Origin of the sequence: Pseudoflavonifractor phocaeensis (assembly GCF_038439875.1) — a bacterium.
Classification (GTDB): Bacteria; Bacillota; Clostridia; order Oscillospirales; family Oscillospiraceae; genus Vermiculatibacterium.
On sequence record NZ_JBCDMT010000006.1, the window covers coordinates 46,207 to 69,578 of the forward strand.

General features: G+C 64.1%; 24 protein-coding genes. 16 read left to right on the top strand and 8 right to left on the bottom strand.

Annotated features, from left to right (window positions below):
- Window positions 1-96 precede the first annotated feature (96 nt).
- The 9 genes from smc (at window position 97) to rsfS (ending at window position 9,817) form a co-directional block, all read left to right on the top strand.
- Window positions 97-3,669, top strand: coding sequence for a chromosome segregation protein SMC (gene smc, locus AAEU42_RS12095; protein ID WP_425288218.1), 3,573 nt, complete (start codon window positions 97-99; stop codon window positions 3,667-3,669).
- Window positions 3,670-3,890: 221 nt separating this feature from the next.
- Window positions 3,891-4,130: a hypothetical protein gene (locus tag AAEU42_RS12100; protein WP_342233821.1), complete on the top strand. Its 240-nt coding sequence runs from the start codon at window positions 3,891-3,893 to the stop codon at window positions 4,128-4,130.
- A gap of 17 nt (window positions 4,131-4,147) precedes the next feature.
- Window positions 4,148-5,047, top strand: a complete 900-nt coding sequence (gene ftsY, locus AAEU42_RS12105) for a signal recognition particle-docking protein FtsY (RefSeq protein WP_342233822.1) — start codon at window positions 4,148-4,150, stop codon at window positions 5,045-5,047.
- A 50-nt stretch (window positions 5,048-5,097) separates the two neighbouring features.
- Entirely contained in the window at window positions 5,098-5,814 is a 717-nt protein-coding gene (gene rph, locus AAEU42_RS12110; RefSeq protein ID WP_342233823.1) for a ribonuclease PH, read from the top strand.
- 4 nt (window positions 5,815-5,818) lie between these two features.
- The gene (locus AAEU42_RS12115; RefSeq protein ID WP_342233824.1) at window positions 5,819-6,418 is read left to right on the top strand and encodes an XTP/dITP diphosphatase; all 600 of its coding nucleotides are present in this window, start codon (window positions 5,819-5,821) and stop codon (window positions 6,416-6,418) included.
- Window positions 6,402-6,707 carry a ribosome assembly RNA-binding protein YhbY gene (gene yhbY, locus AAEU42_RS12120; RefSeq protein WP_342233825.1) on the top strand — a complete coding sequence of 102 codons (306 nt, stop codon included), beginning with the start codon at window positions 6,402-6,404 and terminating at the stop codon, window positions 6,705-6,707. The genes AAEU42_RS12115 and yhbY overlap by 17 nt, the downstream gene beginning before the upstream one ends.
- Window positions 6,708-6,729: 22 nt before the next feature.
- Window positions 6,730-7,929, top strand: a complete 1,200-nt coding sequence (gene nadD, locus AAEU42_RS12125; RefSeq protein WP_342233826.1) for a nicotinate (nicotinamide) nucleotide adenylyltransferase — start codon at window positions 6,730-6,732, stop codon at window positions 7,927-7,929.
- 11 nt (window positions 7,930-7,940) lie between these two features.
- Window positions 7,941-9,422 carry an LCP family protein gene (locus AAEU42_RS12130; protein ID WP_342233827.1) on the top strand — a complete coding sequence of 494 codons (1,482 nt, stop codon included), beginning with the start codon at window positions 7,941-7,943 and terminating at the stop codon, window positions 9,420-9,422.
- Window positions 9,423-9,451: 29 nt separating this feature from the next.
- Window positions 9,452-9,817, top strand: a complete 366-nt coding sequence (gene rsfS / locus AAEU42_RS12135) for a ribosome silencing factor (protein ID WP_342233828.1) — start codon at window positions 9,452-9,454, stop codon at window positions 9,815-9,817.
- A gap of 43 nt (window positions 9,818-9,860) precedes the next feature.
- Here rsfS and AAEU42_RS12140 read toward each other — a convergent pair whose 3' ends face one another.
- A complete protein-coding gene (locus tag AAEU42_RS12140) occupies window positions 9,861-10,157 on the bottom strand; it encodes a hypothetical protein (RefSeq protein ID WP_342233829.1) in 297 nt (98 codons plus the stop codon).
- Window positions 10,158-10,479: 322 nt separating this feature from the next.
- On the opposite strand from AAEU42_RS12140, the gene AAEU42_RS12145 reads away from it, so the two are divergent.
- On the top strand, window positions 10,480-10,788 hold the full coding sequence (locus tag AAEU42_RS12145) for a helix-turn-helix domain-containing protein (protein ID WP_342233830.1): 309 nt from the start codon (window positions 10,480-10,482) through the stop codon (window positions 10,786-10,788).
- A gap of 494 nt (window positions 10,789-11,282) precedes the next feature.
- Here the strand turns inward: AAEU42_RS12145 and AAEU42_RS12150 are convergent, their stop codons facing one another.
- Window positions 11,283-12,701: a sigma-54 interaction domain-containing protein gene (locus tag AAEU42_RS12150; protein ID WP_342233831.1), complete on the bottom strand. Its 1,419-nt coding sequence runs from the start codon at window positions 12,699-12,701 to the stop codon at window positions 11,283-11,285.
- Between the two features lie 300 nt (window positions 12,702-13,001).
- Between AAEU42_RS12150 and AAEU42_RS12155 the strand changes: the two genes are divergently transcribed.
- Genes AAEU42_RS12155 through acrA form a run of 5 tightly spaced genes read left to right on the top strand, consistent with a single transcriptional unit; the run spans window position 13,002 to window position 18,445 of the window.
- Window positions 13,002-13,778, top strand: a complete 777-nt coding sequence (locus AAEU42_RS12155) for an enoyl-CoA hydratase-related protein (RefSeq protein ID WP_342233832.1) — start codon at window positions 13,002-13,004, stop codon at window positions 13,776-13,778.
- Window positions 13,779-13,790: 12 nt separating this feature from the next.
- The gene (locus AAEU42_RS12160; protein ID WP_342233833.1) at window positions 13,791-15,347 is read left to right on the top strand and encodes an acyl CoA:acetate/3-ketoacid CoA transferase; all 1,557 of its coding nucleotides are present in this window, start codon (window positions 13,791-13,793) and stop codon (window positions 15,345-15,347) included.
- Between the two features lie 22 nt (window positions 15,348-15,369).
- Window positions 15,370-16,506 (top strand): acyl-CoA dehydrogenase, encoded by a 1,137-nt coding sequence (locus tag AAEU42_RS12165; RefSeq protein WP_342233834.1) that lies wholly within the window; start codon window positions 15,370-15,372, stop codon window positions 16,504-16,506.
- Between the two features lie 15 nt (window positions 16,507-16,521).
- Window positions 16,522-17,322 (top strand): acryloyl-CoA reductase electron transfer subunit gamma, encoded by an 801-nt coding sequence (gene acrB / locus AAEU42_RS12170; protein ID WP_342233835.1) that lies wholly within the window; start codon window positions 16,522-16,524, stop codon window positions 17,320-17,322.
- Window positions 17,323-17,338: 16 nt separating this feature from the next.
- Window positions 17,339-18,445, top strand: a complete 1,107-nt coding sequence (acrA, locus tag AAEU42_RS12175; protein WP_342233836.1) for an acryloyl-CoA reductase electron transfer subunit beta — start codon at window positions 17,339-17,341, stop codon at window positions 18,443-18,445.
- Window positions 18,446-18,498: 53 nt separating this feature from the next.
- Here the strand turns inward: acrA and AAEU42_RS12180 are convergent, their stop codons facing one another.
- The 6 genes from AAEU42_RS12180 to AAEU42_RS12205 are packed head-to-tail and all read right to left on the bottom strand — an operon-like array spanning window position 18,499 to window position 22,583.
- Complete coding sequence (locus tag AAEU42_RS12180) at window positions 18,499-19,095, bottom strand: NAD(P)H-dependent oxidoreductase (protein WP_342233837.1); 597 nt, start codon at window positions 19,093-19,095, stop codon at window positions 18,499-18,501.
- Window positions 19,096-19,103: 8 nt separating this feature from the next.
- A complete protein-coding gene (locus tag AAEU42_RS12185) occupies window positions 19,104-19,865 on the bottom strand; it encodes an SGNH/GDSL hydrolase family protein (protein ID WP_342233838.1) in 762 nt (253 codons plus the stop codon).
- Between the two features lie 10 nt (window positions 19,866-19,875).
- Window positions 19,876-20,583: a M15 family metallopeptidase gene (locus tag AAEU42_RS12190; RefSeq protein ID WP_342233839.1), complete on the bottom strand. Its 708-nt coding sequence runs from the start codon at window positions 20,581-20,583 to the stop codon at window positions 19,876-19,878.
- A 2-nt stretch (window positions 20,584-20,585) separates the two neighbouring features.
- Window positions 20,586-21,263 (bottom strand): GNAT family N-acetyltransferase, encoded by a 678-nt coding sequence (locus tag AAEU42_RS12195; protein WP_342233840.1) that lies wholly within the window; start codon window positions 21,261-21,263, stop codon window positions 20,586-20,588.
- A gap of 13 nt (window positions 21,264-21,276) precedes the next feature.
- The gene (locus AAEU42_RS12200) at window positions 21,277-22,341 is read right to left on the bottom strand and encodes a M24 family metallopeptidase (protein ID WP_342233841.1); all 1,065 of its coding nucleotides are present in this window, start codon (window positions 22,339-22,341) and stop codon (window positions 21,277-21,279) included.
- 23 nt (window positions 22,342-22,364) lie between these two features.
- Complete coding sequence (locus AAEU42_RS12205; protein ID WP_342233842.1) at window positions 22,365-22,583, bottom strand: helix-turn-helix domain-containing protein; 219 nt, start codon at window positions 22,581-22,583, stop codon at window positions 22,365-22,367.
- A gap of 65 nt (window positions 22,584-22,648) precedes the next feature.
- Here AAEU42_RS12205 and AAEU42_RS12210 point away from each other — a divergent pair, with 65 nt between their 5' ends.
- Window positions 22,649-22,882 (top strand): hypothetical protein, encoded by a 234-nt coding sequence (locus tag AAEU42_RS12210; protein ID WP_342233843.1) that lies wholly within the window; start codon window positions 22,649-22,651, stop codon window positions 22,880-22,882.
- Window positions 22,883-23,372: the final 490 nt, after the last annotated feature.

Here is a 23,372-nt window from a genome sequence, read left to right on the forward strand (position 1 = left end):
AGGTCCCGCTTCAAGACAGTGAAAAGAGTTTGCATTGGGGGGCAAAAATTGATATAATATCTTATTCATAACCATTTATACTGCGAGGTGTACGCCTTGTACTTAAAAGCCTTGGAAGTCCAGGGGTTCAAATCCTTTCCCGACAAGACCGTCCTCTCCTTCGGGGAGGACATCACCGCCATCGTGGGGCCCAACGGGTCGGGCAAATCGAATATTTCTGACGCCATCCGCTGGGTCATGGGGGAGCAGTCCACCCGGGCCCTCCGGGGGGGCAAGATGGAGGACGTCATCTTCGGCGGCACCGCCAAGCGTAAGCAGCTTGGCTTCGCCGAGGTCTCCCTCGTGCTGGACAATACCGAGCACATTTTCCCCAACATGGACGAGAGCGAGGTCATGGTCACCCGGCGGTACTACCGCTCCGGGGAGAGCGAGTACTACATCAACCGCCGCTCGGTGCGGCTCAAGGACGTCAACGAGCTGTTCATGGACACGGGCCTGGGCCGGGAGGGGTACTCCATCATCGGACAGGGCAAGATCGATGAGATCTTGTCCGTCAAGTCCGCCGACCGCCGGGAGGTCTTTGAGGAGGCCGCCGGCATCTCCCGCTACCGCCACCGGAAGGAGGAGGCGGAGCGCAAGCTGGAGCGGACCGAGGAAAACCTGACCCGCATCAACGACAAGATCGACGAGCTGGAGCTCCAGGTGGAGCCTCTGCGGGTGTCGGCGGAGAAGGCCAAGAAGTACCTCATCCTCCGGGACGAGCTGCGGGGGTTGGAGATCTCCCTGTGGCTGGAACAGCTGGAGCACATCCGCACCGGCGCCATCAAGCTCCAGTCGGACTATGAGAACGCCGTCCGCCAGAAGGAGGAGACCCAGGCCCAGGTGGAGAAGCTCTACGCCGCCGCCGAGGAGATCTCCGCCCAGATGCGCCAGAAGGACATGGACGTGGAGGGCATCCGCTTCGAGATGATGGGGCGGCAGGCCGACGCCAACGAGTGTGAGAACGCCATCGCCGTTTTGAAGGCCAACATCCAGAACAACCTGGAGAACACCGACCGGCTCCAGCGGGAGCTGGAGGCCCAGGAGGGCCGGGCCGGTTCCATTGGGGAGCAGATCGGCCAGCGCCGGGAAAGGCTGGAGCGCATCGTCCAGGAGACCGCGGCGCTGGAGGAGCAGCTGCGCGCCCGCCAGGACGAGGCCGACGAGCTGGGCCGGAACGCCGGGACCCTGGCCGCCCAGATGGAGGCCCTGCGGCAGAAGGAGGCGGTGGAGACTGCCTCCGCCGCCGAGGCCAAGGCTCTCCTCTCCGCCCTGGCCGCCGCCGCCCAGGAGGTCATGGACCGGGACGAGGCGGTGCGGCAGGAGCTGGCCGCCGGGGAAGAGCGGCTGGAGAGCGCCCAGCTGGAGCGGAAGGCGGCCAAAAAGGAGCTGGACCAGGCCCGGGAGGACCGGGACTCCATCAAAAACATCATCAGCGGCTACGCCCTCCGGCTGGACGGGCGGAACCGGAAGGCCAAGGAGGCCGAGGAGCGGCACGTGAAGCTCCAGATGGAGGCCAACGCCCTCCAGTCCCGCATCCATATGCTCACCGAGATGGAGAAGCTCTACGAGGGATACTCCAAGGCGGTGAAGCTGGTGATGGGGGAGTCCGAGCGGGGGCAGATGAAGGGCATCCTGGGCCCCGTGGCGGGGCTTCTCCGGGTGTCCGGGGAGTACACCGTGGCCATCGAGACCGCCCTGGGCGCCGCCATGCAGAACATCGTGGTGGAGCGGGAGGAGGACGGCAAGGCCGCCATCCAGTACCTCAAGCGCCGGGACGGGGGGCGCTGTACCTTCCTGCCCCTGAACGCCATCCGGCCCAGCGAGTTCCGGGACACTGGCGTGGTGGATGAGCCGGGCTTCGTGGGCATGGGTGACGAGCTCATCGAGTGCGACAAAAAATATGAGGTGGTGTTCTCCTCCCTCCTGGGCCGCACCGTGGTGGCGGAGGACATGGACGCCGCCATCGCCATGGCCCGGAAATACCATCACAGATTGAAGATTGTCACCCTGGACGGCCAGGTGTTGAACCCCGGCGGCTCCATGACCGGCGGCTCCGCCTCCCGGACGGCGGGCATCCTGTCCCGCCAGGGGGAGCTGGAGCGCCTGCGGGAGCAGGAGGGGGGCATCCGGGAGAAGCTCTCCGCCGCCGCCAAGGAGCTGGAGGAGGCCCGGCGGGAGGTCACCGGCGCCCAGTATGAGATGGACGCCGCCCAGGCCCAGCAGCGCCAGCACGAGGACGATATCCTGAAGCTGGAGGAGCGGGAGCGCCATCTGGCCGCCCAGGTAGCCGACCTGGAGCGCCAGCGGGACGAGCTGAAGGGCGAGCTGGAACAGCTGGCCCAGCGGGCCGAGCGCACCGAGGCGGACACCGCCAACGCCCGGGCCCGCATCGAGGCGCTGGAGGGCTCGGCCGCCGCGCTCCGGGCGGAGGCCGACGGCAAGGCCCAGGGGCAGAACGAGCTGCGGGAGAAAAACGAGGCCATCAGCGGCCAAATCGCCCTCCTCAACGCCCAGAAAGCCGCCCTGGAGGCCGAGGGACAGGCGTCGGAAAAGGCCCTCCAGGAATTGGAGGAGCTGCGCCGGGACATGGTGGGGGACCGGGAGGACCGCTCCCGCCGCATCGAGGAATTGAAGGCCCAGAACGAGGAATTGAGCGGGCAGATCCGGGAAAAAGAGGAACGCCTCCAGTCCATCAAGACTGAGAATGCCGCCCGGCAGGCTGACATCGCCCGGCTCAACCAGGAGAAGCTGGATCTGGAGGGCAGCCGCACCCAGGCGGACAAGGCCAGCCGGGATAAAAACAGTGAGCTGCTGGCCATGGAGCGGGAGGTCTCCGTTCTGGAACAGAAAAAGACCACCGCCGAGATGGAGGAAAAGCAAATCCTGGATAAACTCTGGGAGACCTATGAGCTCTCCCACGAGGCGGCCAAGGCCCAGCGGGTGGAGCTGGAGAGCGTGCCCAAGGCCCAGCGCCGGGTGGGGGAGCTGAAAAGAGCCATCTCAGGCCTGGGCAATATCAATCTGGATGCCATTGACGAGTTTACCAGGATCAATGAGAGGTATACTTACTTTACCGACCAGCGGGACGACGTGCGCAAAGCAAAGGCCGATCTGGAGAAGGTCATCGCCGACGTCACCGGGGAGATGGAGCGCATTTTCGGCGAGCAGTTCGTGAAGATCAACGAGGCCTTCCAGCAGACCTTCCTGGAGCTCTTCGGCGGCGGCAAGGCCACCCTGGAGCTGGATGACCCCGACGACATCCTGAACTGCGGCATCGAGATCAAGGTCCAGCCCCCGGGGAAGAGCCTGAAGATTATCACCCTGCTCTCCGGCGGGGAGAAGGCCTTCGTGGCCATCGCCCTCTATTTCGCTATTTTGAAGGTCCGGCCCACCCCCTTCGTGGTGATGGACGAGATCGAGGCCGCCCTGGACGACTCCAATGTCCGGCGGTTCGCCCACTATATGCGCCTGATGTGCGCCAACACCCAGTTCATCGTCATCACCCACCGCCGGGGCACCATGGAGGAGGCCGACACCCTGTACGGCGTCACCATGCAGGAGCAGGGCGTCAGCCGGATGCTGTCCATCAACCTGAACGACGTGGAAAAAGAGTTGAACATCAAGTGACGTTATGGGGCCCCATCGCAGATGGGGCGGCACGATAAGCACCGTAAATCCGAAGCGAAGCGGAGGATTTGCGCAGGGAGGCTTTGCCGACCGAGCATTTGAAATGTATAGGGGCCCCCGGCGGGCCGCAGGCCCGTTGGGGAAGTCAGCCGGATGCTGTCCATCAACCTGAACGACGTGGAGAAAGAGCTGAACATCAAATAACGACGGGAGAAACGCATTTGGACTTCAAAACATTGAAAAAGACCACCAGCGCGCTGATGGTGGCCGCCATCCTGTTGCTGGCGCTGGGGCTGTTTCTGGACCTTCCCCTGCTCACCGGCCTGGCGCTGGCGGCCCTGGTGGCGGCCTTCGCGCTGGAGCGGAAATTCCACCGCTGCCCCCACTGCGGCCAATATCTGCGGGAGCTGCCAACCGAGGCGGAAAAGTGCCCCAAGTGCGGGGAAGGCCTGCACGAGTAAGACGGGAGGACTGACATTTGGGCTTTTTTGAAAAGATCAAGGCGGGGCTGACCCGCACCAAGGAAAATATCGGACACTCCTTCGACCAGCTCTTCGCCGGGGAACTGGACGACGATTTTTACGATCAGCTGGAGGAGACCCTCATCCTCTCCGACATGGGGGTGGACACCGCTCTGGCGGCCAGCGAGGCCCTTCGGCAGAGAGCCAAGGAGGAAAAGATCAAAACCGCCCCCGAGGCCCGGGATGCCCTGAAGGCCATCTTGACCGACATGCTCACCGTGGGCCGGGGGGAACTGGATCTGACCAGCCGCCCCGCCGTGTGCCTCTTCATCGGGGTCAACGGGGTGGGAAAGACCACCACCATCGGCAAGCTTGCCGCCGCTCTGAAGGCGGACGGCAGGCGGGTGCTCATGGCCGCCGGGGACACCTTCCGGGCGGCGGCCGCCGACCAGCTGGAGATCTGGTCCCAGCGGGCGGGGGTGGATATCGTCCGCCAGAGCGAGGGGGCCGACCCCGCCGCAGTGGTCTTTGACGCCCTCACCGCCGCCAAGGCCCGGAACGCCGACGTGGTGCTGGTGGATACCGCCGGGCGGCTCCACAACAAGCAGAATTTGATGAACGAGCTGGGCAAGATTTCCCGGGTCATCGACCGGGAGCTGCCCGGGGCCAGCCGGGAGACCCTGCTGGTGCTGGACGCCACCACCGGCCAGAACGGCCTCATCCAGGCCCGGCAGTTCAAGGAGACCGCGGGCCTTACCGGCGTGGTGCTCACCAAGCTGGACGGCACCGCCAAGGGGGGTATCGTGGTGGCCATCGCCCAGGAGCTGGGTGTGCCTGTGAAATTCATCGGCGTGGGGGAGGGCGTGGACGATTTGATGCCCTTCGACGCGCCCCAGTTCGTGGAAGCCCTGATCTGAGACCACCCCGCGGATCAAACAGAGATCATCATATGTCAGGAGGAATGGACATGTCCCGTATCGACGGCCGGGCCGGCGATCAGCTGCGCCCCATCGGGATCATCCCCGGCATCAACAAATTCGCGGAGGGCTCCTGCCTCATCCGCTGCGGCAACACCCACGTGCTCTGCTGCGCCAGCGTGGAGGACCGCACTCCGCCCCACGTCCCCGAGGGGGAGGGCTGGGTCACCGCGGAGTACTCCATGCTCCCCCGGGCCAACCGGGAGCGCTCCAAGCGGGACATCGCCAAGCTGAAGCTCTCCCCCCGCTCCGCCGAGATCCAAAGACTGGTGGGCCGCTCCCTCCGGGCCTGCGTGGACATGAAGAAGCTGGGGGAGCGGTCCATTACCGTGGACTGCGACGTGCTCCAGGGGGACGGGGGGACCCGCACCGCCAGCGTCACCGGCGGCTTCGTGGCCCTGTCCCTGGCACTCTATAAGCTGGTCCAGGACGGGACCATCCCCGAGATGCCCCTCATCGACTGCGTGTCCGCCGTGTCGGCGGGCATCGTCAACGACCAGCTCCTGCTGGATTTGTGCTATGAGGAGGACTCCGCCGCCCAGGTGGACCTGAACTGCGTCATGACCGGCTCGGGGAAGCTGGTGGAGCTCCAGGGCACCGGCGAGGGCCGGGCCTTCACCATTGAGGAACAGCGGGCCCTGGTGGATCTGTGCGCCAAGGGGATCCGCGAGATCCAGGCCATACAGAAGGCCGCTCTGGGAGGTTGAGACCATGAAGATGGTATTGGCCAGCAAGAACCCCCATAAGCTGGTGGAAATGAAGGATATCCTGGGCCACATGGGCGTGGAGGTGGTGCTGGAGTCCGACGTGGGGGTGGACGTGGACGTGGAGGAGACCGGCGAGACCTTCGAGGCCAACGCCGCCCTCAAGGCCCAGGCCGTCGCCGCGGCCGCGGGCCTGCCCGCCATCGCCGACGACTCCGGGCTCTGCGTCACCGCCCTGGGGGGCGGCCCCGGCGTCTACTCCGCCCGGTACGGCGGGCCGGGGCTGACGGACCAGGAGCGCTACCGCCTGGTGCTGACGGGGCTCAGCGGCCAGCTGGACCGCAGCGCCAAATTTGTCTCCTGCATCTGCTGCGCCTTCCCCGACGGGACGGTGCTTACCGCCCGGGGGGAGTGCCCCGGCATCATCACCTACGCGCCCCGGGGGGAGGACGGCTTCGGCTACGACCCCATCTTCCTCGTCCCCGAATACAAAAAGACCTTTGCCGAAATGACGGCGGAGGAGAAGAACGCCATTTCCCACCGGGGACGGGCCCTCGCCAAATTTAAAACGGAATTGGAGAATTATCTGCATGGAACTGACCAGTAAACAGCGCGCCCAGCTCAGGGGCATGGCCAACAGCCTGGACCCCGTGGTCCACATCGGGAAGGGCGATCTGGGGGAGAACCTCATCCAGCAGGCCGAGGAGGCCCTGGAGGCCCGGGAGCTCATCAAGTGCCGGGTGTTGGAGACCTCGGAGCTCACCGCCCGGGAGGCCGCCGAGGCCCTGGCCAGAGCCACCCGCAGCGAGGTGGTCCAGGTCATTGGAACAAAATTCATTCTCTATCGTCAAAGCCACAAAAAGGAGAAAAAGGACAAGATCCTGCTGGTGAAATGAGACAGGGAAGGGGGCGTCCAGCGTGAAAATCGGTATCTACGGCGGGACCTTCAACCCGCCTCATCTGGGGCATCTGACCTCGGCCCGGTTCGCCATGGAGGCGTTGGGGCTGGAGAAGCTCTTGTTCGTTCCTGCGGGGGAGCCGCCCCACAAGGTGCTGCCGGAGGGCTCACCCACGGCTGAGGACCGGCTGGCCATGACCGCCATCGCCGCCGACGGGATGCTCCTGAAGGACGCGGTGGAGGTGGACGGCACCGAGCTGCGCCGGGGGGGGAAGAGCTATACCTCGGACACCCTGCGGGAATTTCACGCGCGGTTCCCGGACGACGAGCTGTGGCTGCTGATGGGGACCGACATGTTCCTCACCCTGCAGAACTGGCACGAGCCGGAGGTCATCTGCTCCCTGGCCCATTTGTGCGCCTTCTCCCGGACCCAGTCGGACTCGGGGGAGCTGCTGGCCGTCCAGGCCAAGTACCTCCGCGACACCTTCGGCGCCGATGTGCGGACCATCCAGCTGCCCCAGATCACCCCCGTGTCCTCCACCCAGCTGCGGGAGCTGCTGGAGCGGGGAGAGGGGAGCGGATACCTGTCCCCCGCCGTCTACGGCTACATCCTGCGCCGGGGACTCTACGGCACCCACGCCGATTTGAAGCGCCTCACCGACGGACAGCTCCGGGCCTGTTCCTACTCCATGATGAAGGCCAAGCGCATCGCCCACGTGGGCGGCGTGGAGGAAGAGGCGGTCCGCCTGGCCCGCCGCTGGGGGGCCGACGAGGAATTGGCCCGCCGGGCGGGGATCTTACATGATTGTACAAAATATTACAGTTTGGAACAACAGTTGCAAATTTGTGAGGAATATGGTATCGTTTTGGATGATTTGGAGCGGGTGAGCGTGAAGCTCCTGCACTCCAAAACGGGGGCCGCTCTGGCCCGCCATGTGTTCGGCCAGCCGGACGAGGTCTACTGGGCCATCTACTACCACACCACCGGCAAGGCGGACATGACGCTGCTGGAAAAGCTCGTCTATCTGGCCGACTACATGGAACCCAACCGGGATTTCCCCGGCGTGGAAGAGCTGCGGAAGCTCTGTTACGAGGATTTGGACGCGGCCCTGCTGATGGGGCTGGAGATGAGCATCGACGACCTCAATGAGCGGGGCGTGCCCATCCATCGGAATACCCAGGGCGCCCGGGACTGGCTGCTGGAACACCGGAAAGGATAAATCAAACGCCTATGAGCCAAGAAAGAGACAACAAGGGCGGCAAGCGCCTGCCCAAAGAGACTGGGGGCGCCCCCCGCCGCCGGACCGCCGGACAGAAGAGCGGGAGCCCCAGGCCCAAGCGCACGGGGAAGGATCTGATCCGTCACCGGATTTTTGTGGTCGCCACCGTCGTGGCGGCCATCATAGTGGCGGCGTTCGTGCTCTGGAACATCTTCTCCGCCCCGCCGGACGTGGATACCCCCAATATCACCCGTCCGCCTCAGACCACTACCACAGTGGATCCGGAGACGGGGGAGGAGATCGAGGTAGAGGTCCCGGGCCTGTCCGCCGACCGGAAAAAAGAGTTTTATACCTTCCTGCTGGTGGGGCAAGATACCTTTGGCGGCGGTAACACCGACACCATGATGCTGGCGGCCTACGACGTGCCCAACCAGACCTTGAACGTCATGAGCCTGCCCCGGGACACCTTCGTCAATTATAACGGCCGCAAGGTGCTCTTGAACTCGGTCTACAACCGGGCCGGGGGAAGCAGGGACGGCAAGGGCATCGCGGCCCTGAAGAAAGAAGTGGAGGAGTTCACCGGCATCCCGGTGGACTACCACGTCATCGTCCAGTGGGAAGCCGTGGGGGAGCTGGTGAACGCCATCGACGGGGTGGAGTTCGATGTGCCCCGGCGGATGTACTACAACGACCTGTCCCAGGGCTTCAAGATCGATCTTCAGCCCGGGATGCAGCACCTAAACGGCGAGCAGGCCATGCAGCTCATCCGCTGGCGCCACAACTCCGACGACAGCGGGCATATCCTCAACTCCGGCTACGCCAACGGGGACCTGGGCCGCATCCAGACCCAGCAGGATTTCATGAAGGCCATCATCAAAAAATGCCTCCGGCCCGAGGTGATCCTCACCAACCTTGGGGAGTATATCACCATCTTCCAGAAGAACGTGGTGACCAACCTGAGCGTGTCCAACATGACCTATTTTGCCAAGTCCGCCGTGGGCGGGCTGGACATGGACAACGTGGAATTCATCACCATGCCCTGGAAGAACGCCGGGGACGGCTCCCACGTCCTGCCCGTGGCCAGTGAGCTTTTGAAGGCGGTCAACGCGGGCTTCAATCCCTATAAAGAAGATATCCGTTCCCACGAGCTGGACATCGTCACCAGCATCGACCTGCCCGCCAAATCCACCCCCAGCGCCGAGCCCTCGGAGACGCCGGACACGGAGCCTTCCGAGAGCCCGGACGCCTCCCAGACGCCCACGCCCACCAACACCCCCAACGGGGACGAGCCGGTGGCCCCGCCGGGGGTGACCACCACGCCCAGGCCCAGTGAGAGCCCCAAAGCCAGCGCCGCGCCCAACCCCAGCGCCAGCGCGGAGCCCTCCCCGGCCCCGGCGGAGAGCCAGCCCCCCGCCACTGCCCCGCCGGAGCCCACGCCGCCCCCCGCCACCCAGCCGGTGGAGGAGGAGCCCCTGCTCCCGCCCGGAGTGTAACGCTGAGAGATAAAAGGAGAAAATTGCCTATGAATACCCCCAAAGAGGTGGCCCTTCTGCTGGCCAAAGCGTTGGACAGCAAGAAAGGGCTTGACATCAAGGTGCTGGAGACCGGTCACCTGACCACCCTGGCCGATTATTTCGTCCTGTGCTCCGCCACCTCCACCACCCAGATCAAGGCCCTGGCCGACGCCTGCGAGAAGGCCATGAAGGAGGAGGCCGGGGAGGTCCCCCACCACGTGGAGGGCCACCGGGGCGGCACCTGGGTGCTGCTGGACTTCTCCGCCGTGGTGGTCCACATCTTCAACGAGGAGGCCCGGGAGTTCTACGACCTGGAGCGGCTGTGGAGCGACGCCACGCCGGTGGATCTGACCGGCATCGTGACCGAGAACTGAAACAGTTAAAAGACGGGCGGGGCAATTTGCCCCGCCCATCTTTTTATGTGTCCGGCGTGAAATAGGGGAGGAGACGAAGGCACTCAGCCTTCGTTTTTTTGTTTCTCTCCTCCCATTCCCGGAAACAACGCTCTCCCTCTGAAATATCTTCCCCTGTGATGCCCGCACGGGACAGGAAACGCTGGGTGGTTTCCTGAATAAATCTCCGCCGTCCACGAGGCGGCTTGCCGCCAAGGGCCTTTTTTCGCATGGCCTTTCCTGCCCGCCGGTGCTGGTCCCGGCGCTTCTTTTTGGCGAGGAGGCCATCTATAAAAAGCCCTGTGGAGATACGGTCCAGCATATAAGCGTAGTAATCCCTGGCGCTAGGCGGGGAATCCTTATCCCGCCGAAGCTCCAGAAGGATGCCGGCCTGGGTGGGGTCCGGGTCTGACAGGAGGTTAAAGACAGTCTGCTTCCACAGTCTGCGCTTTTTTTCCAAGGAGAGCGGCTCCGTGGCAAGGAAGAGTTGGTTTAAATAGTATTCTTCAGATTTATCATCCATAGATTTACTCCCCTACATCAATAAATATAACAGATACATTCTTGCGAGTCAATAAAGTAACAAGAATAAATCTGTCAGATTGATGAAGATTACAAGGTACAATCATTCGCGGGGTGAGAGTATGGATGCTAATGATATTCGCAAACGAATCACACAGCTTCGTTTACAAAAGAATATTTCAGAGCGCAAATTGAGTAAATATCTTGGATGGAACGACAACTACATTCAGGACATTACCAGTGGAAAGTCTTTGCCCTCTATGGTTAGATTTTTGCAGTTGTGCGATTACTTTGGCATTACCCCCAAAGAGTTTTTTGACGATGAAGTAGAAAACCCGGCCTATCTGCGGGAACTCATCGCCGATCTGAAGCACCTGGACGCCAAGCAGTTGGAAGCGGTGCATTTAATGGTCAAAAATATGAAACGATAAGAGGAAGCCCGGAGCGGTAAGCTCCGGGCTTCCTTCATTTTTGGCGGGAGAGCCGACGGCAGGGTTTTTTCACGAGAGTGGAGACTGGGGACTCCTTGTTTGGATTCTTTTCCAGGGGCAGGACAAAGGCTTCCCCTGGGGGAAGCTGTCGAGCGAAGCGAGACTGATGAGGGGAACTTATCCCCATACGTCCCCGGCCAGCATAGCTGGCCGGCCACCGCTAAAAACTTGCCACTGGCAAGTTTTCTTCACGCTATGGCCCCTCATCCGTCAGCCCTTCGGGCTGCCACCTTCTACCCGCAGGGCATGAGCTGTCCGTAAGCGGCGCAGCCGCCAACGGACAGCCAACCCCGTGGGGAAGGCTAAGGGCGTGCGTAATAGAAGATGGGCTCTCTTCATTGATTTCGCTTTGCCCTTCAACTTCAACGACTGCGCATACATCCAGTGGCCCTAAGCTGACGTTACGGGACGCCAGTACCCGTGGGAAACCAGAGTTACTCCCTTGTGTATTTCGCGATTTTCCGCGCGGCGGTGGCCTGGGAGATCCCCAGCTCCTTCGCCACGGCCACGGTGGTCTTGTTCCGGGCGTAGGAATCCAAAATGATCTGCCGCTCGTAGTCGTCCATCCGCCGGGAAAGGGGCCCGGCGGCCTGGACGGCCTGGGGCCCGGCAGGGCCGGAGAGTTCAGGGGGCAGGTCGGTCAGGTCGACGATGGGCCCCTGGGCGGTGATGACCACCCGCTCCACCAGGTTTTCCAGCTCCCGGACGTTCCCCGGCCAGGGACAGCTCTCCAGGAAGCCCGGAAACCGGGGGGAAAAGCTCAGGGTCTTGCCGTACTCCTGGGAAAACCGGCTGAGGAATTGGTGGGCCAGGGGCAGGATGTCCTCGGTCCGCTCCCGGAGGGGCGGGATGTGCATGCGGATGACGTTGAGCCGGTAGAAGAGGTCGGAGCGGAACAGGCCCTTGCGCACTTCCTCCTCCAAATCCCGGTTGGTGGCGACGATGAGGCGGAAATCCAGCTCGATTTTTTTGGTGCCCGAGAGCCGCTCAATGGTCTTTTCCTGGATGAGTTGGAGGAGCTTGGATTGGATGTGGGTGGGCAGCTCGCCGATCTCGTCCAGGAAGAGGGTGCCGTGGTTGGCCAGCTCGATTTTGCCGATTTTCCCCGCCGAGGAGGCCCCGGTGAAGGCCCCCTTCTCGTAGCCGAAGAGCTCGGACTCGATGAGGTTTTCGTGGAGGACGGCGCAGTTGACCTCGATGAAGGGGCCGTCGGCCCGGCCGCTCATCTTGTGGATGGTCTTGGCCACGGCGGACTTGCCCACGCCGGTTTCCCCGGTGATGAGGATGTTGGCCTTGGTGTTGGCGGTATTCTGCATCAGGGTCCACAGCCGCTGCATAGCCGGACTGCGGAAAACCAGCTTGCCCGTGGCGGTGGCCCGGGTGCGCAGCTCGGCCAGCTCGGCGGTGTACTGCTCCACCGACTCCTGGAGGTCGTGGTAGTTACGAAGGATGGTGTTGATTTGCTCCATGGACACCGTGTTGAAGCACACGGCGTATTTCAGCGTCCCCCGGCTGTCGAAGAGGGGGATGCCCACCGTCATCACGTTCTTGTGGGTGCGGTTGATGGTTTGGGTGGTGATGACCTTGCTCCGCTCCCGGATGACCCGGGCGGTGATGCAGGGGGAGAAGGTGCCGTCGGCCTCCAGGTCGAAGGCGGACTTCCCCACGATGGAGCCGTGGGCGAAGCCAAAGTTCTGCTCGTAAGTCTCGGAGACCCGCAGGATGGTGCCGTCGGCAGCGGAGAGCATCATGTCGTCGGCCAGCACCAGGTTGTTCTCCGGGTTGATGATGTCGAACAGGCATTTCAGGTCGATATCGTCGGAAAAAATATCTGCTTTATTTTCTCTGCTCAAGGGGATAACCTCCCTCTTTCTATTCACTTTTGAGTATAGCATATTCAAAAGTGAATAGAAAGAGGGCTTTTTTGGTGGGAAACAACAATTTTTGCGGATGGCATTTGGAGGGCTTCCACAAAAACAACAGAGAGAAGGCGGGTGAAAGGGCTATTCAAAGATGAATAACCCATTGCTCTGGAGAAAGAAAACCGCCCTCAAAGGACAAAAAATGCCCCCAAACGGGGGGAGAGGGGCCGAAAAAATTGGCACGCCGATTGCAACAGATATGGGCAGTGAAAAAATAAGGAGGTTTTCGTCATGTATCAAACCATCCATTATGAAAAGAAGGACCACATCGGCATCCTCACCATCGACCGGCCCGAGGCGCTGAACGCCCTCAACTCCACCGTCATCACTGAGTTGGAGCAGGTGATTGGCGAGGTGGAGGGGGACGGGACCCTGCTGGGCCTCATCCTCACCGGCGCGGGCCGGTCCTTCGTAGCCGGGGCGGACATCGGGGAGCAGCAGCCCTTGGACCTGGCCGGAGGCCGGAAGTGGGGCCAGCGGGGCAGCGCCCTTATGCGCCGCATCGAAAAGCTGGAGATCCCCACCATCGCCGCGGTGAACGGCTTCGCCCTGGGGGGCGGCTGCGAACTGGCCCTGTCCTGCGATATTATTTTGGCCAGCGAGAAGGCCAAGTTCGGCCAGCCCGAGGTGGGCCTGGGTATCACTCCCGGCTTCTCCGGCACCCAGCGGCTGCCCCGCCGGGTGGGGACGGCCAAGGCCAAGGAGCTGATCTTCTCCGGCCGGATGGTGAAGGCCGACGAGGCCGAGCGGATGGGGCTCGTCAACGCCGTCTGCGCCCCGGAGGAGCTGATGGACAAGGCCATGGAGCTGGCCCGGTCCTTCGCTAAGAACGCCCCCATCGCCGTGAAGTACTCCAAGGCCTGCATCGACCGGGGGATGCAGATGGACATCGACGACGGCATCGCCCTGGAAAACGAGCTCTTCGCCATGTGCTTCGCCACCGCCGACCAGAAGGAGGGTATGAAAGCCTTCCTGGAGAAGCGGGACGCGGCCTTTGAAAACAAATAAGGGGGCGGGGGCGTGAGAAAAGCGAACGTCATCACCGCCAAGGAGGCGGCCCTTCTCGTGAAGGACGGGGACACCATCTCCACCGGCGGCTTCGTCAGCTGCGCCTGCCCCGAGGGGCTGTCCAAGGCGCTGGAGAAGCGGTTTCTGGAGACCGGGCACCCCCGGGACCTGACCCTCTTCTTCGCCGCCGGCCAGGGCCACCGGGACGGCACCGGCGGTGACCACTACGGCCACGAGGGCATGGTGAAGCGGGTCATCGGCGGCCACTGGGACCGGGCGCCCCGGCTGGGGGACCTGGCCCTGGCGGGGAAAATCGAGGCCTATAACCTGCCCCAGGGGGTCATCTCCCACATGTACCGGGACATCGCCGCCCACAACCTGGGTACCTTCACCACCGTGGGGCTGTACACCTTCGCCGACCCCCGCAACGGCGGCGGCAAGCTCAACGACGTGACCACCGAGGATTTGGTGAAGGTGGTCAACGTGGAGGGGGAGGAGCTGCTCCTCTACAAGGCTTTCCCCATCGACGTGGTGTTCCTCCGGGCCAGTTACGCCGACGAGTACGGCAACTGCACCGTCCACCGGGAGATCGGCCCCCTGGACGTCACCGCCATGGCCCAGGCCTGCAAGAACTCCGGGGGCAGGGTCATCGTCCAGGTGGAGAAGATCGTCCAGGGGGGCACCCTGGACCCCAAGCTGGTGGCCATCCCCGGCATCTACGTGGACTCCATCGTGGTGGGCACCGCCGAGGAGAGCGACCAATGCCTGGGGATGCCCTACGACGGCGCCCTCACCGGCGAGTACCGCATCCCGGTGGACGCCATCCCGCCCATCCCCCTGGACGCCAAGAAGGTCATCGCCCGCCGGGCGGCCATGGAGCTGCCCCGGGACGCGGTGGTGAACCTGGGCACCGGGGTGCCCGAGAAGATTGCCAACGTCTGCGCCGAGGAGGGCATCTCGGACTACATGACCCTCACCGTGGAGGCCGGCTCAGTGGCCGGGGTGCCCATGGGGGGCACTCAGTTCGGGGCCGCCGCCAACGCCATGTGCATCATGCCCCACAACGTGCAGTTCGACTTCTACCAGGGCGGCGGGCTGGACATCGCCTTCCTGGGCCTGGCGGAGACCGCCCCCAACGGGGATCTGAACGTCTCCAAGTTCGGCACCCGGCTGGCCGGGGCCGGGGGCTTCATCGACATCACCCAGAACGCCAAGAAGGTCTGCTACTGCGGAACCTTCACCGCCAAGGGCCTGGAGGCCCTGTGCGAGAATGGCAGGCTGGTCATCGCCCGGGAGGGGAGCAAGAAGAAGTTCGTGCAGTCGGTGGAGCACATCACCTTCTCCGGCAGATACGCCGTGAAGGTGGGCCAGCCGGTCCTCTACATCACCGAGCGGGCGGTCTTCGAGCTGCGGCCGGAGGGGGTCACCCTCACGGAAATCGCCCCCGGGGTGGACCTCCAGACCCAGGTCCTGGACCAGATGGACTTCATGCCCAAGATCGCCATGGACCTGAAGCTGATGGACAGCCGTATTTTCCAAGACGAGCCCATGGGGCTCGCCCAGCGCTGATGAATAAATAGGAGGGAACCAAATGGAATTCGAATTGACCCGTGAGCAGGAGCTGGTCCGCAAGATGATGCGGGAATTTACCGAGACCCAGGTGAAGCCCATCGCCGCCGAGACCGACAAGACCTCTACTTATCCCCGGGAGACCATCGAGAAGCTCTTCGACCTGGGCGTCATGGGCATGATCGTCCCCGAGGCGTACGGCGGGGCCGGGGCCGACGACCTGGCCGGGGCCATCGCCATCGAGGAGCTGTCCAAGCAGTGCGCCTCCACCGGCGACATCGTGGCCACCCACAACGGCCTGTGCTGCGGCCCCATCCTCCAGCACGGCACCGAGGAGCAGAAGAAGAAGTACCTGCCCATGCTCACCACCGGCCACCATGTGGGGGCCTTCGCCCTCACCGAGCCCAACGCCGGCTCCGACGCCTCCAAGGGCCAGACCGAGGCCCGGCTGGAGGGGGACCACTGGGTGCTGAACGGCTCCAAGATCTTCATCACCAACGGCTACGTGGCCGACGTGTTCGTGGTCTTTGCCATGACCGACAAGTCCAAGGGTACCAAGGGCATCTCCGCCTTCATCGTGGAGAGCTCCTACCCCGGCTTCTCCGTGGGCAAGCACGAGGAGAAGATGGGCCTCCACGGCTCCCCCACGGCGGAGATTGTCTTCACAGACTGCATCGTGCCCAAGGAAAACCTGCTGGGCCGGGAGGGCAAGGGCTTCTCCATCGCCATGCAGACCCTGGACGGGGGCCGCATCGGCATCGCCGCCCAGGCCCTGGGCATCGCCCAGGGGGCCATGGCGGAGGCCATGGACTTCACCAAGACCCGGGTCCAGTTCGGCAAGCCCATCGACAAGTTCCAGAATACCCAGTTCGTCTTTGCCGATATGTACATGGGTATCCAGGCGGGACAGCTTTTGACCTACAAGGCCGCCGCCTCCAAGATGGCGGGGAAGCGCTTCACCGTGGACGCCGCCTGCGCCAAGCTCTTCTGCTCGGAGCTGGCCATGAAGACCACCGTCAAGGCCCTCCAGATGTTCGGCGGCTACGGCTACACCAGGGATTACCCCATCGAGCGGATGATGCGGGACGCCAAGATTACCGAAATCTACGAGGGGACCTCCGAAATCCAGCGGGTGGTCATCTCCGGCAATATTCTGTAAGGGAGGAAGGAACTTATGAAAATCATCGTCTGTGTCAAACAGGTCCCCGATACCTCCGGGAAGGTGGCCGTCAACCCCGACGGCACCCTGAACCGGGCATCCATGCAGACCATCACCAACCCTGACGACCTGAACGCGGTGGAGGCCGCCCTGAAGCTCAAGGAGGAGACGGGTGCCACGGTCACCGTCATCACCATGGGCCCGCCCCCCGCCGAGGGGATGCTCCGGGAGCTGCTGGCCATGGGGGCGGACGACGCCGTGCTGGTGTCCGCCCGGGAGTTCGGCGGGTCGGACACCTACGCCACCTCCCAGATTTTGGCCGCCGCCATCAAGCGCATCGGCCTGGGGGAGGACGGCGTGGTCCTGTGCGGCCGTCAGGCCATCGACGGCGACACCGCCCAGGTGGGGCCCCAGATTGCCGAGAAGCTGGGCCTGCCCCAGGTGACCTACGTGGCCGACATCCATAAAAACGGCAAGACCTTCTCCTGCAAGCGGATGCTGGAGGACGGCTACATGACCGTGGAGGTGGACGCCCCCTGCCTCCTGACCTGCATCAAGGAGCTGAACGAGCCCCGGTACATGTCGGTGAACGGCATCTACAAGGCCTATTCCAAGCCCCTGGCCGTCTTTGATTACGAGGCCCTCAAGGACGACGCGCTGGTGGACCCGGCCACCATCGGCCTCAAGGGCTCCCCCACCAACATCTTCAAGAGCTTCACCCCGCCCAAGAAGGGGGCGGGCACCATGCTGGCCGGCTCCGGGAAGGACGCCTGCGCCCAGCTGGCGGACGCCCTGGCCGAGAAGCACTACATCTGAGGGAGGAGAGAGGAACATGACGAATTTCGATAGCACGGCCATTGCCGAATTCAAGAATGTCTGGGTCTTCTGCGAGCAGCGGGAGGGCAAGCTGTCCTCCACCGCCCTGGAGCTGATTTCCGAGGGCCGCAAGCTGGCCGACGACCTGGGGGGGAAGCTCTGCGGCGTCCTGCTGGGCGAAAAGGTGGAGGCCCTGGCCGCCGAGCTGGGGGGCCACGGGGCCGACGAGGTGCTGGTGTGCGAGCACCCCCTCCTGAAGGACTACACCACCGACGCCTACGCCAAGGTGCTCTGCGACGTGGTGGCCGGGGGCAGGCCCGAGGTACTTCTGCTGGGCGCCACCAACATCGGCCGTGACCTGGGCCCCCGCTGCGCCGCCCGGCTCCACACCGGCCTGTGCGCCGACTGCACCCACCTGGACGTGGACGTGGCCAAGTACGTCTCCTACCTGCGGGAGAACTCCACCCTGGACGTGGACGGCACCGAGTGGGACATGGCCGACCGCAACCTCAAGATGACCCGGCCCGCCTTCGGCGGCCACCTGATGGCCTCCATCATCTGCCCCCGGTTCCGCCCCTGCATGGCCACCGTCCGCCCCGGCGTGATGAAGAAAGCCCCCTATGACCTGGCCAAGGCCCAGGCGGTGAAGGTGGTGAAGCCCGCCTTCTCCCTCAGCGAGGCCGACCTCCACACCCGGGTCACCGAGACCGTGAAGGCCGCCAAAAAGCTGGTGGACCTGATTGGGGCCGACTACGTGGTCTCCGTGGGCCGGGGCATCGCCAAGGACGTGGAGGGCGGCGTGAAGCTGGCCCAGGCCCTGGCCGACGAGCTGGGCGGCGTGGTGGGCGGCTCCCGGGCCGCCATCGACTCCGGCTGGCTCTCCGCCGACCACCAGGTGGGGCAGACGGGCAAGACCGTCCACCCCAAGGTGTACGTGGCCCTGGGCATCTCCGGGGCCATCCAGCACAAGGCGGGGATGCAGGACTCGGAGTGCATCGTGGCGGTGAACACCAACGCCGGCGCCCCCATCTTCGAGGTGGCGGACTACGGCATCACCGGCGATTTGTTCCAGGTGGTGCCCGAGCTCATCGAGGCCATCCGGGCCGCGAAGGCCGCGAAGTAAGCGAACATCAGAAGAGCGGTGGAACGCAGCGCGTTCCACCGCTCTTTTTCCTTTTAAAAAGTCTCGGCCAGGGCGTCGGCCTCTTCTCCCGCCCGGGCCAGGAGGGCCCCGGCGTCGTTGCGCACGTCGTCCAGCCCCTCGGCCCGGAGGAGCAGGGGCTCCCCGATGCCGTACATGCCGCACAGCCCAACAATTTGCCGCCAGCCGCACTCGAATTCGGAGCCGTCGTAGTTCCCGCCCCGGGTGGTGACGAAGAGGAGCTTGTCGGCTTTGCACATGCCGATGGTCTCCCCGTCCGCCCCATAGCGGAAGGCGATGCCCACCACGGAGACGTGCTCCAGATAGACCTTCACCGCCGCCGGGAAGGACAGCTCCCAGAAGGGGGCGGCCAGCAAAATCTTGTCGGCGGCGGCGAACTGTCGGGCCAGGGCGAAGTCCGGGCCGTCAAAGGACTTTTCCCGCTCCAGCTTCCCCAGCCGCTCGATTTCCGCCCCGGTGCGGGGCCGCAGGCCCATGGCGTCCAGGGTCAGCCGCTCCACCGCCCAATCCGGGTTCTTCGCCTGCCAGCGGTCCAAAAACCGCTCCGTCAAAGCCAGCGTCCGGGACTGTCCGCCCCGGACGCAGCCGTCGATAAATAAGAGTGTCTTCATGATTTCCCTCACACAAAATGATGGGCCCGCAGCCCTTCCAGCACCGCCTGGGCCATCCGCTCCTGCCCCGCGGCGTTCAGGTGGTGGGCGGGGCAGTCGCCGTAATACTGGAGCTGCCGCTCAAACCAGGGGCCGGTGTCCCAGAAGGGGGCGCCGTAGGCCTCGCACAGCTCCCTGGCGATGCCGTTCCACACCGCCAGCCGGTCCTGGGAGCCAAGGAAGCCGTAGCCCCGGTCGAACCAGAGGATGGACAGCACCAGCATGGGCCGGTGGCCGTTACGCTTTAGGATGCCCTCCAAATCGGCCCGGTATGCCTCTGCGGTGGCCTCGGGCCGCTTGATGTCGTTGGTGCCGAAGGCCAGGATGACCCCGCCCGCCCCCAGCGTCCGCCGCTCGAACTGGGCCTTGGCGAAGGAAGTCTCCCCGCCGGGCCAGCCCTCGTTCACCACCCGGACCCTCCGCCCCTCGGCCCGGAGGGCCTTTTCCACCAGGGCGGGCCAGGCCTGCTCCGGCGGCCCCGGCTCCTGGGTGGCGGAGAGCCAGTAGCGGGTGTTGGAGTCCCCGAAGGCGGTGATGAGGGCTGGCTTGGCCGCCTCCGCCACCACCCGCAGACAGAAGGGGCAGTACCACCCCACGCTCCCCGCCCGGCCCTGCCGCTCCCGGGGCAGGGGGACACAGTCGTCCTGGCGGCCCGTCTCGGGCCGCCAATAGGAGGCCTCCTCGCCCAGCCGGCCCTTCCGCATCTCTCTGCCGCACCAGGGACATTTCATGTATGTCACCTCATCCGTCACACTCCGGGCAGTAGCCGTAGAAGGGCGCCTTGCCCGTCCGCGCGGCCCACTGCCGCTCGCCGTAGGCGTAATGCCACCACTCGCAGGGGTAGTTCACCAGCCCCACCTCTGCCATCAGGTGGTAGAGGAGCCGCCGGTTGTCCCGGGCCTCCTCCAATCCGGGGGGACAGGCCCGCTCCAGCCAGTCGGTGTGGGCCAGGTCGGTAAAGTCGTCGAAGCCGGTGCCCATCTCCAGGGGCGCGCCGTCCCTGCACAGGGTCAGGTCCACCGCTCCGCCGGTGGTGTGGGGCGCGGGGCGGCTGGGCCGCTTCACGGGCCGGGCCACGAAGTCGTCCAAAATCAGCTCCACCTCGGCGGGGCTGGCCTGGGGGCGCTCCCGGGTCACCACCTCCCGGAACTGGTCGTAGAGGGCCTTCTGGACCCGCAGGGGCCGCAGGCCGTCGAAAATGAGGAGGGACCAGCCCTCCGGCAGCAGCTCCGCCGCCCGGACCAGCCGATGGGCCAGCCCCCGGCGCAGGAGGCACCGGTCCATGGCCCCGGGCAGGCCTTGGGAGAGGTAGGCCCCGTTGTAGGCGATCCGGGGGGACAGCTCGGTGGGGTCCACCAGAGGCTCCCCGCACTCCGCCGGGGCGGGCACCTTCTCCCAGTCGTCCTTGGGGGCGGCGGGGATGGGGGTTAAAAAGTCACGGGGAAACATGCTCAGACCACCTCGAACCAGCTGGACACCACGCCGGTCTGGGCGAAGCCCGTCTGCTCGTAGAGCCCCATGGCGGCGGCGTTGGCGGTGGAGACCAGCAGGGAGCAGGCCCCGGCCTTGGGCCCCAAAGACTCCAGAGCGGTGAGCAGCAGCGCCCGCCCCAGGCCCAGCCGGCGCAGCTCCGGGTCCACCGCCAGGGTGGTGAGCTGGGGGGTCTTCTCGCTCAAATCCAGGCAGTACGCCCCGATGAGCTGCTCCCCCTGGTAGGCCAGGGTATACCGGCAGTTGGGCAGCCGCAGGTCGCCCTGGCCCTGGGTCTTGGCGTTGGGCACGTCCCGGTAGGCCTTGTTCACAAGGTCCAGGTAGGTCTTCTCCTCCAGGGCCTTCTTCACCGGCTTCAGCACGAACTTCTGGGTGGGCTTGGGCAGGTCGGGGCCCAGGGCCCGCTCCATGGTCACCATGTCGTGGACGTGGGTCAGCCGCCACACCCCCACGGGGCCGGGGTGGAGGGGCTCCCCCTCGGGCAGGGAGGTGGCCCAGACCTGTCTGGCCCCGGCCTTTTTCAGCTTTTCCATGCCCTTGCCCAGGGCCTCGCCCAGCCGGTCCTCCGGGCAGTCCCGGAGGATGAGGTAGCCGATGCCCCGGGTGGGCACCTCTCTTTGAATGACTTCGAGAACCATAGAAGGCCCCTCCTTACAGAATGATAAGCTCCTTGGGGGAGTGGGTGATATCGGTGTTGCCGCCCTCCTCCATGCGCACCACGTCCTCGATGCGCACGCCGAACTGGCCGGGGATATAGATGCCCGGCTCGGCGGAGACCATGGCCCCCACGGGCATGGGGGTGGTGTCCCGGGTGTTGGCGTTGGGGCTCTCATGGATCTCGATGCCCACGCTGTGGCCGTAGCCGTGGCCGAAGAACCGGCCGTAGCCCGCGTCCTCGATGACCTTGGCGGCGGCGGCGTGGATCTCGGTGCCCGGCACCCCGGCCTTGGAGGCGGCAATGCCCGCAAGCTGGGCCTTCAGCACGGTGTCGTAGACCTTTTTCTTGTCGTCGTCGATTTCTCCCAGGGCCACGGTGCGGGTCATGTCGGAGCAGTAGCCCTCGTAGATGCAGCCGAAGTCCATGGTGATGAACTCGCCCTTCTGGACCTTCCGGGGGCCGGGGACGGCGTGGGGGCGGCTGCCGTTGGGGCCGGAGGCCACGATGGGGTCGAAGGAGGTCTTGTGGGCGCCGAAGCGCATCATGTCGTACACCAGCTTGGCGGCGATCTCCTGCTCGGTGACCCCGGGCTGGATGAATTTGCAGATTTCAGCAAAGGCCTTGTCGGTAATCTCCTGGGCCTTCACCATCCGGGCGAACTCCTCCTCGTCCTTGGCCGCCCGCAGGCCGGTGACCAGCCCCCCGGCGTACACCAGCTCGGCGTGGAGCTCCTTTTTCAGGAAATTGTACTGGGACAGGGACATGTAGTTGTCCTCGATGCCCAGCTTTTTGACGCCGTGGGCGTCCAAAAACTCGTTGATGAGCACGGTGTAGTTGCGGCCCTTGTCCACGGTGAGCACCTCGGCGCCGGTGACGGTCTCCTCGGCCGCCTCGGTGTAGCGGGAGTCGGTGATATACCGGCAGGCGGAGGGGGCGACGATGGCGAAGCCCTCCCCACGCAGGCCCACGGCGTAGAACTCGCCGGGCTCGGAGTTGACAAGCATGGCGTCGATGTGGTACTCGGACAGCTTGGCGGCGATTTGGGTGAGATGATTCATGGTGATGACTTCCTTTCTGATTGTCAGGGCTGGTCGGTACGGCCCAGGAGGTAGTCGGCGGAGACGCCGAAGTAATCGCAGAGCAGGCAGAGGCGGGGGAGGGAAGTGATTTTCGTCCCCTTCTCCATCTCGCTGATTTGGTTGACGCTGACACCGATGGCGTCGGCCAGGACTTGCTGGGATTCCCGGCGGGCTTTTCGCAGTTCCCGGATCCGGGCGGAGAATTTTTCTTGGTCAAACATAGGTATCCTCCTTGACGATTCACCTAACAGGTGATATAATAAAATTCAACTGGGAGGTGAATTGTTTGGACTGCTTAGAAGAATTGTTCCTTTCTCTGTGGGAGGAAAGAGACCCCGTGACACTGGAATTTGAGGAGATCCGACAGGTGCAAATGAAGCTGGGAAATAAGCTGGATGCCGTTGCCGGGGATGAGTTGGTGGAAAAATGGCTGGATATTCAAGGGGAATACCTGGAATTGAAATGCCGGCAGTTTTTCCACAGTGGGGTGCGGCTGGGAGTGGAATTGCTCAAACTTTGAGTGATTGCACGTCAAACGTGCGTGTAACTGGGGGACATTTCTTTTCCCGAGGAAAAGAAACGCCGCCCCAGACCCCCAAAGAAAAGTCTCTGGTGCGAGCCTGCTCGCAGTTTCCCTTTTCAGTAGGAGGTCTACTGCTCGAAGAAGAGGTATAAGCTCGGGTGCGTCTGTACGACCCGTGGTCCCTCTTGCGTCGCTGCCGCTGATAGCTTCTTGATACCGCCTGGTCCTTAGCCTTCCCCTTGGGGGAAGGTGGCAGCCCGGAGGGCTGACGGATGAGGGGAACTGAGGACATGGGAGAGGCCCTGCTAAACGATAAGTTCCCCTCATCAGTCTCGCTTCGCTCGACAGCTTCCCCCAGGGGAAGCCTAAGACCTGCCGAACCCCGGCCCCGTTACGGAGTAAGGGGCCGGGGTCATCCCACATTCTTGTGGACAGCCCCGGGAGATGAATCCAAACAAGGGGGCCGCAGTCCCCCTCCTTTGGCCGT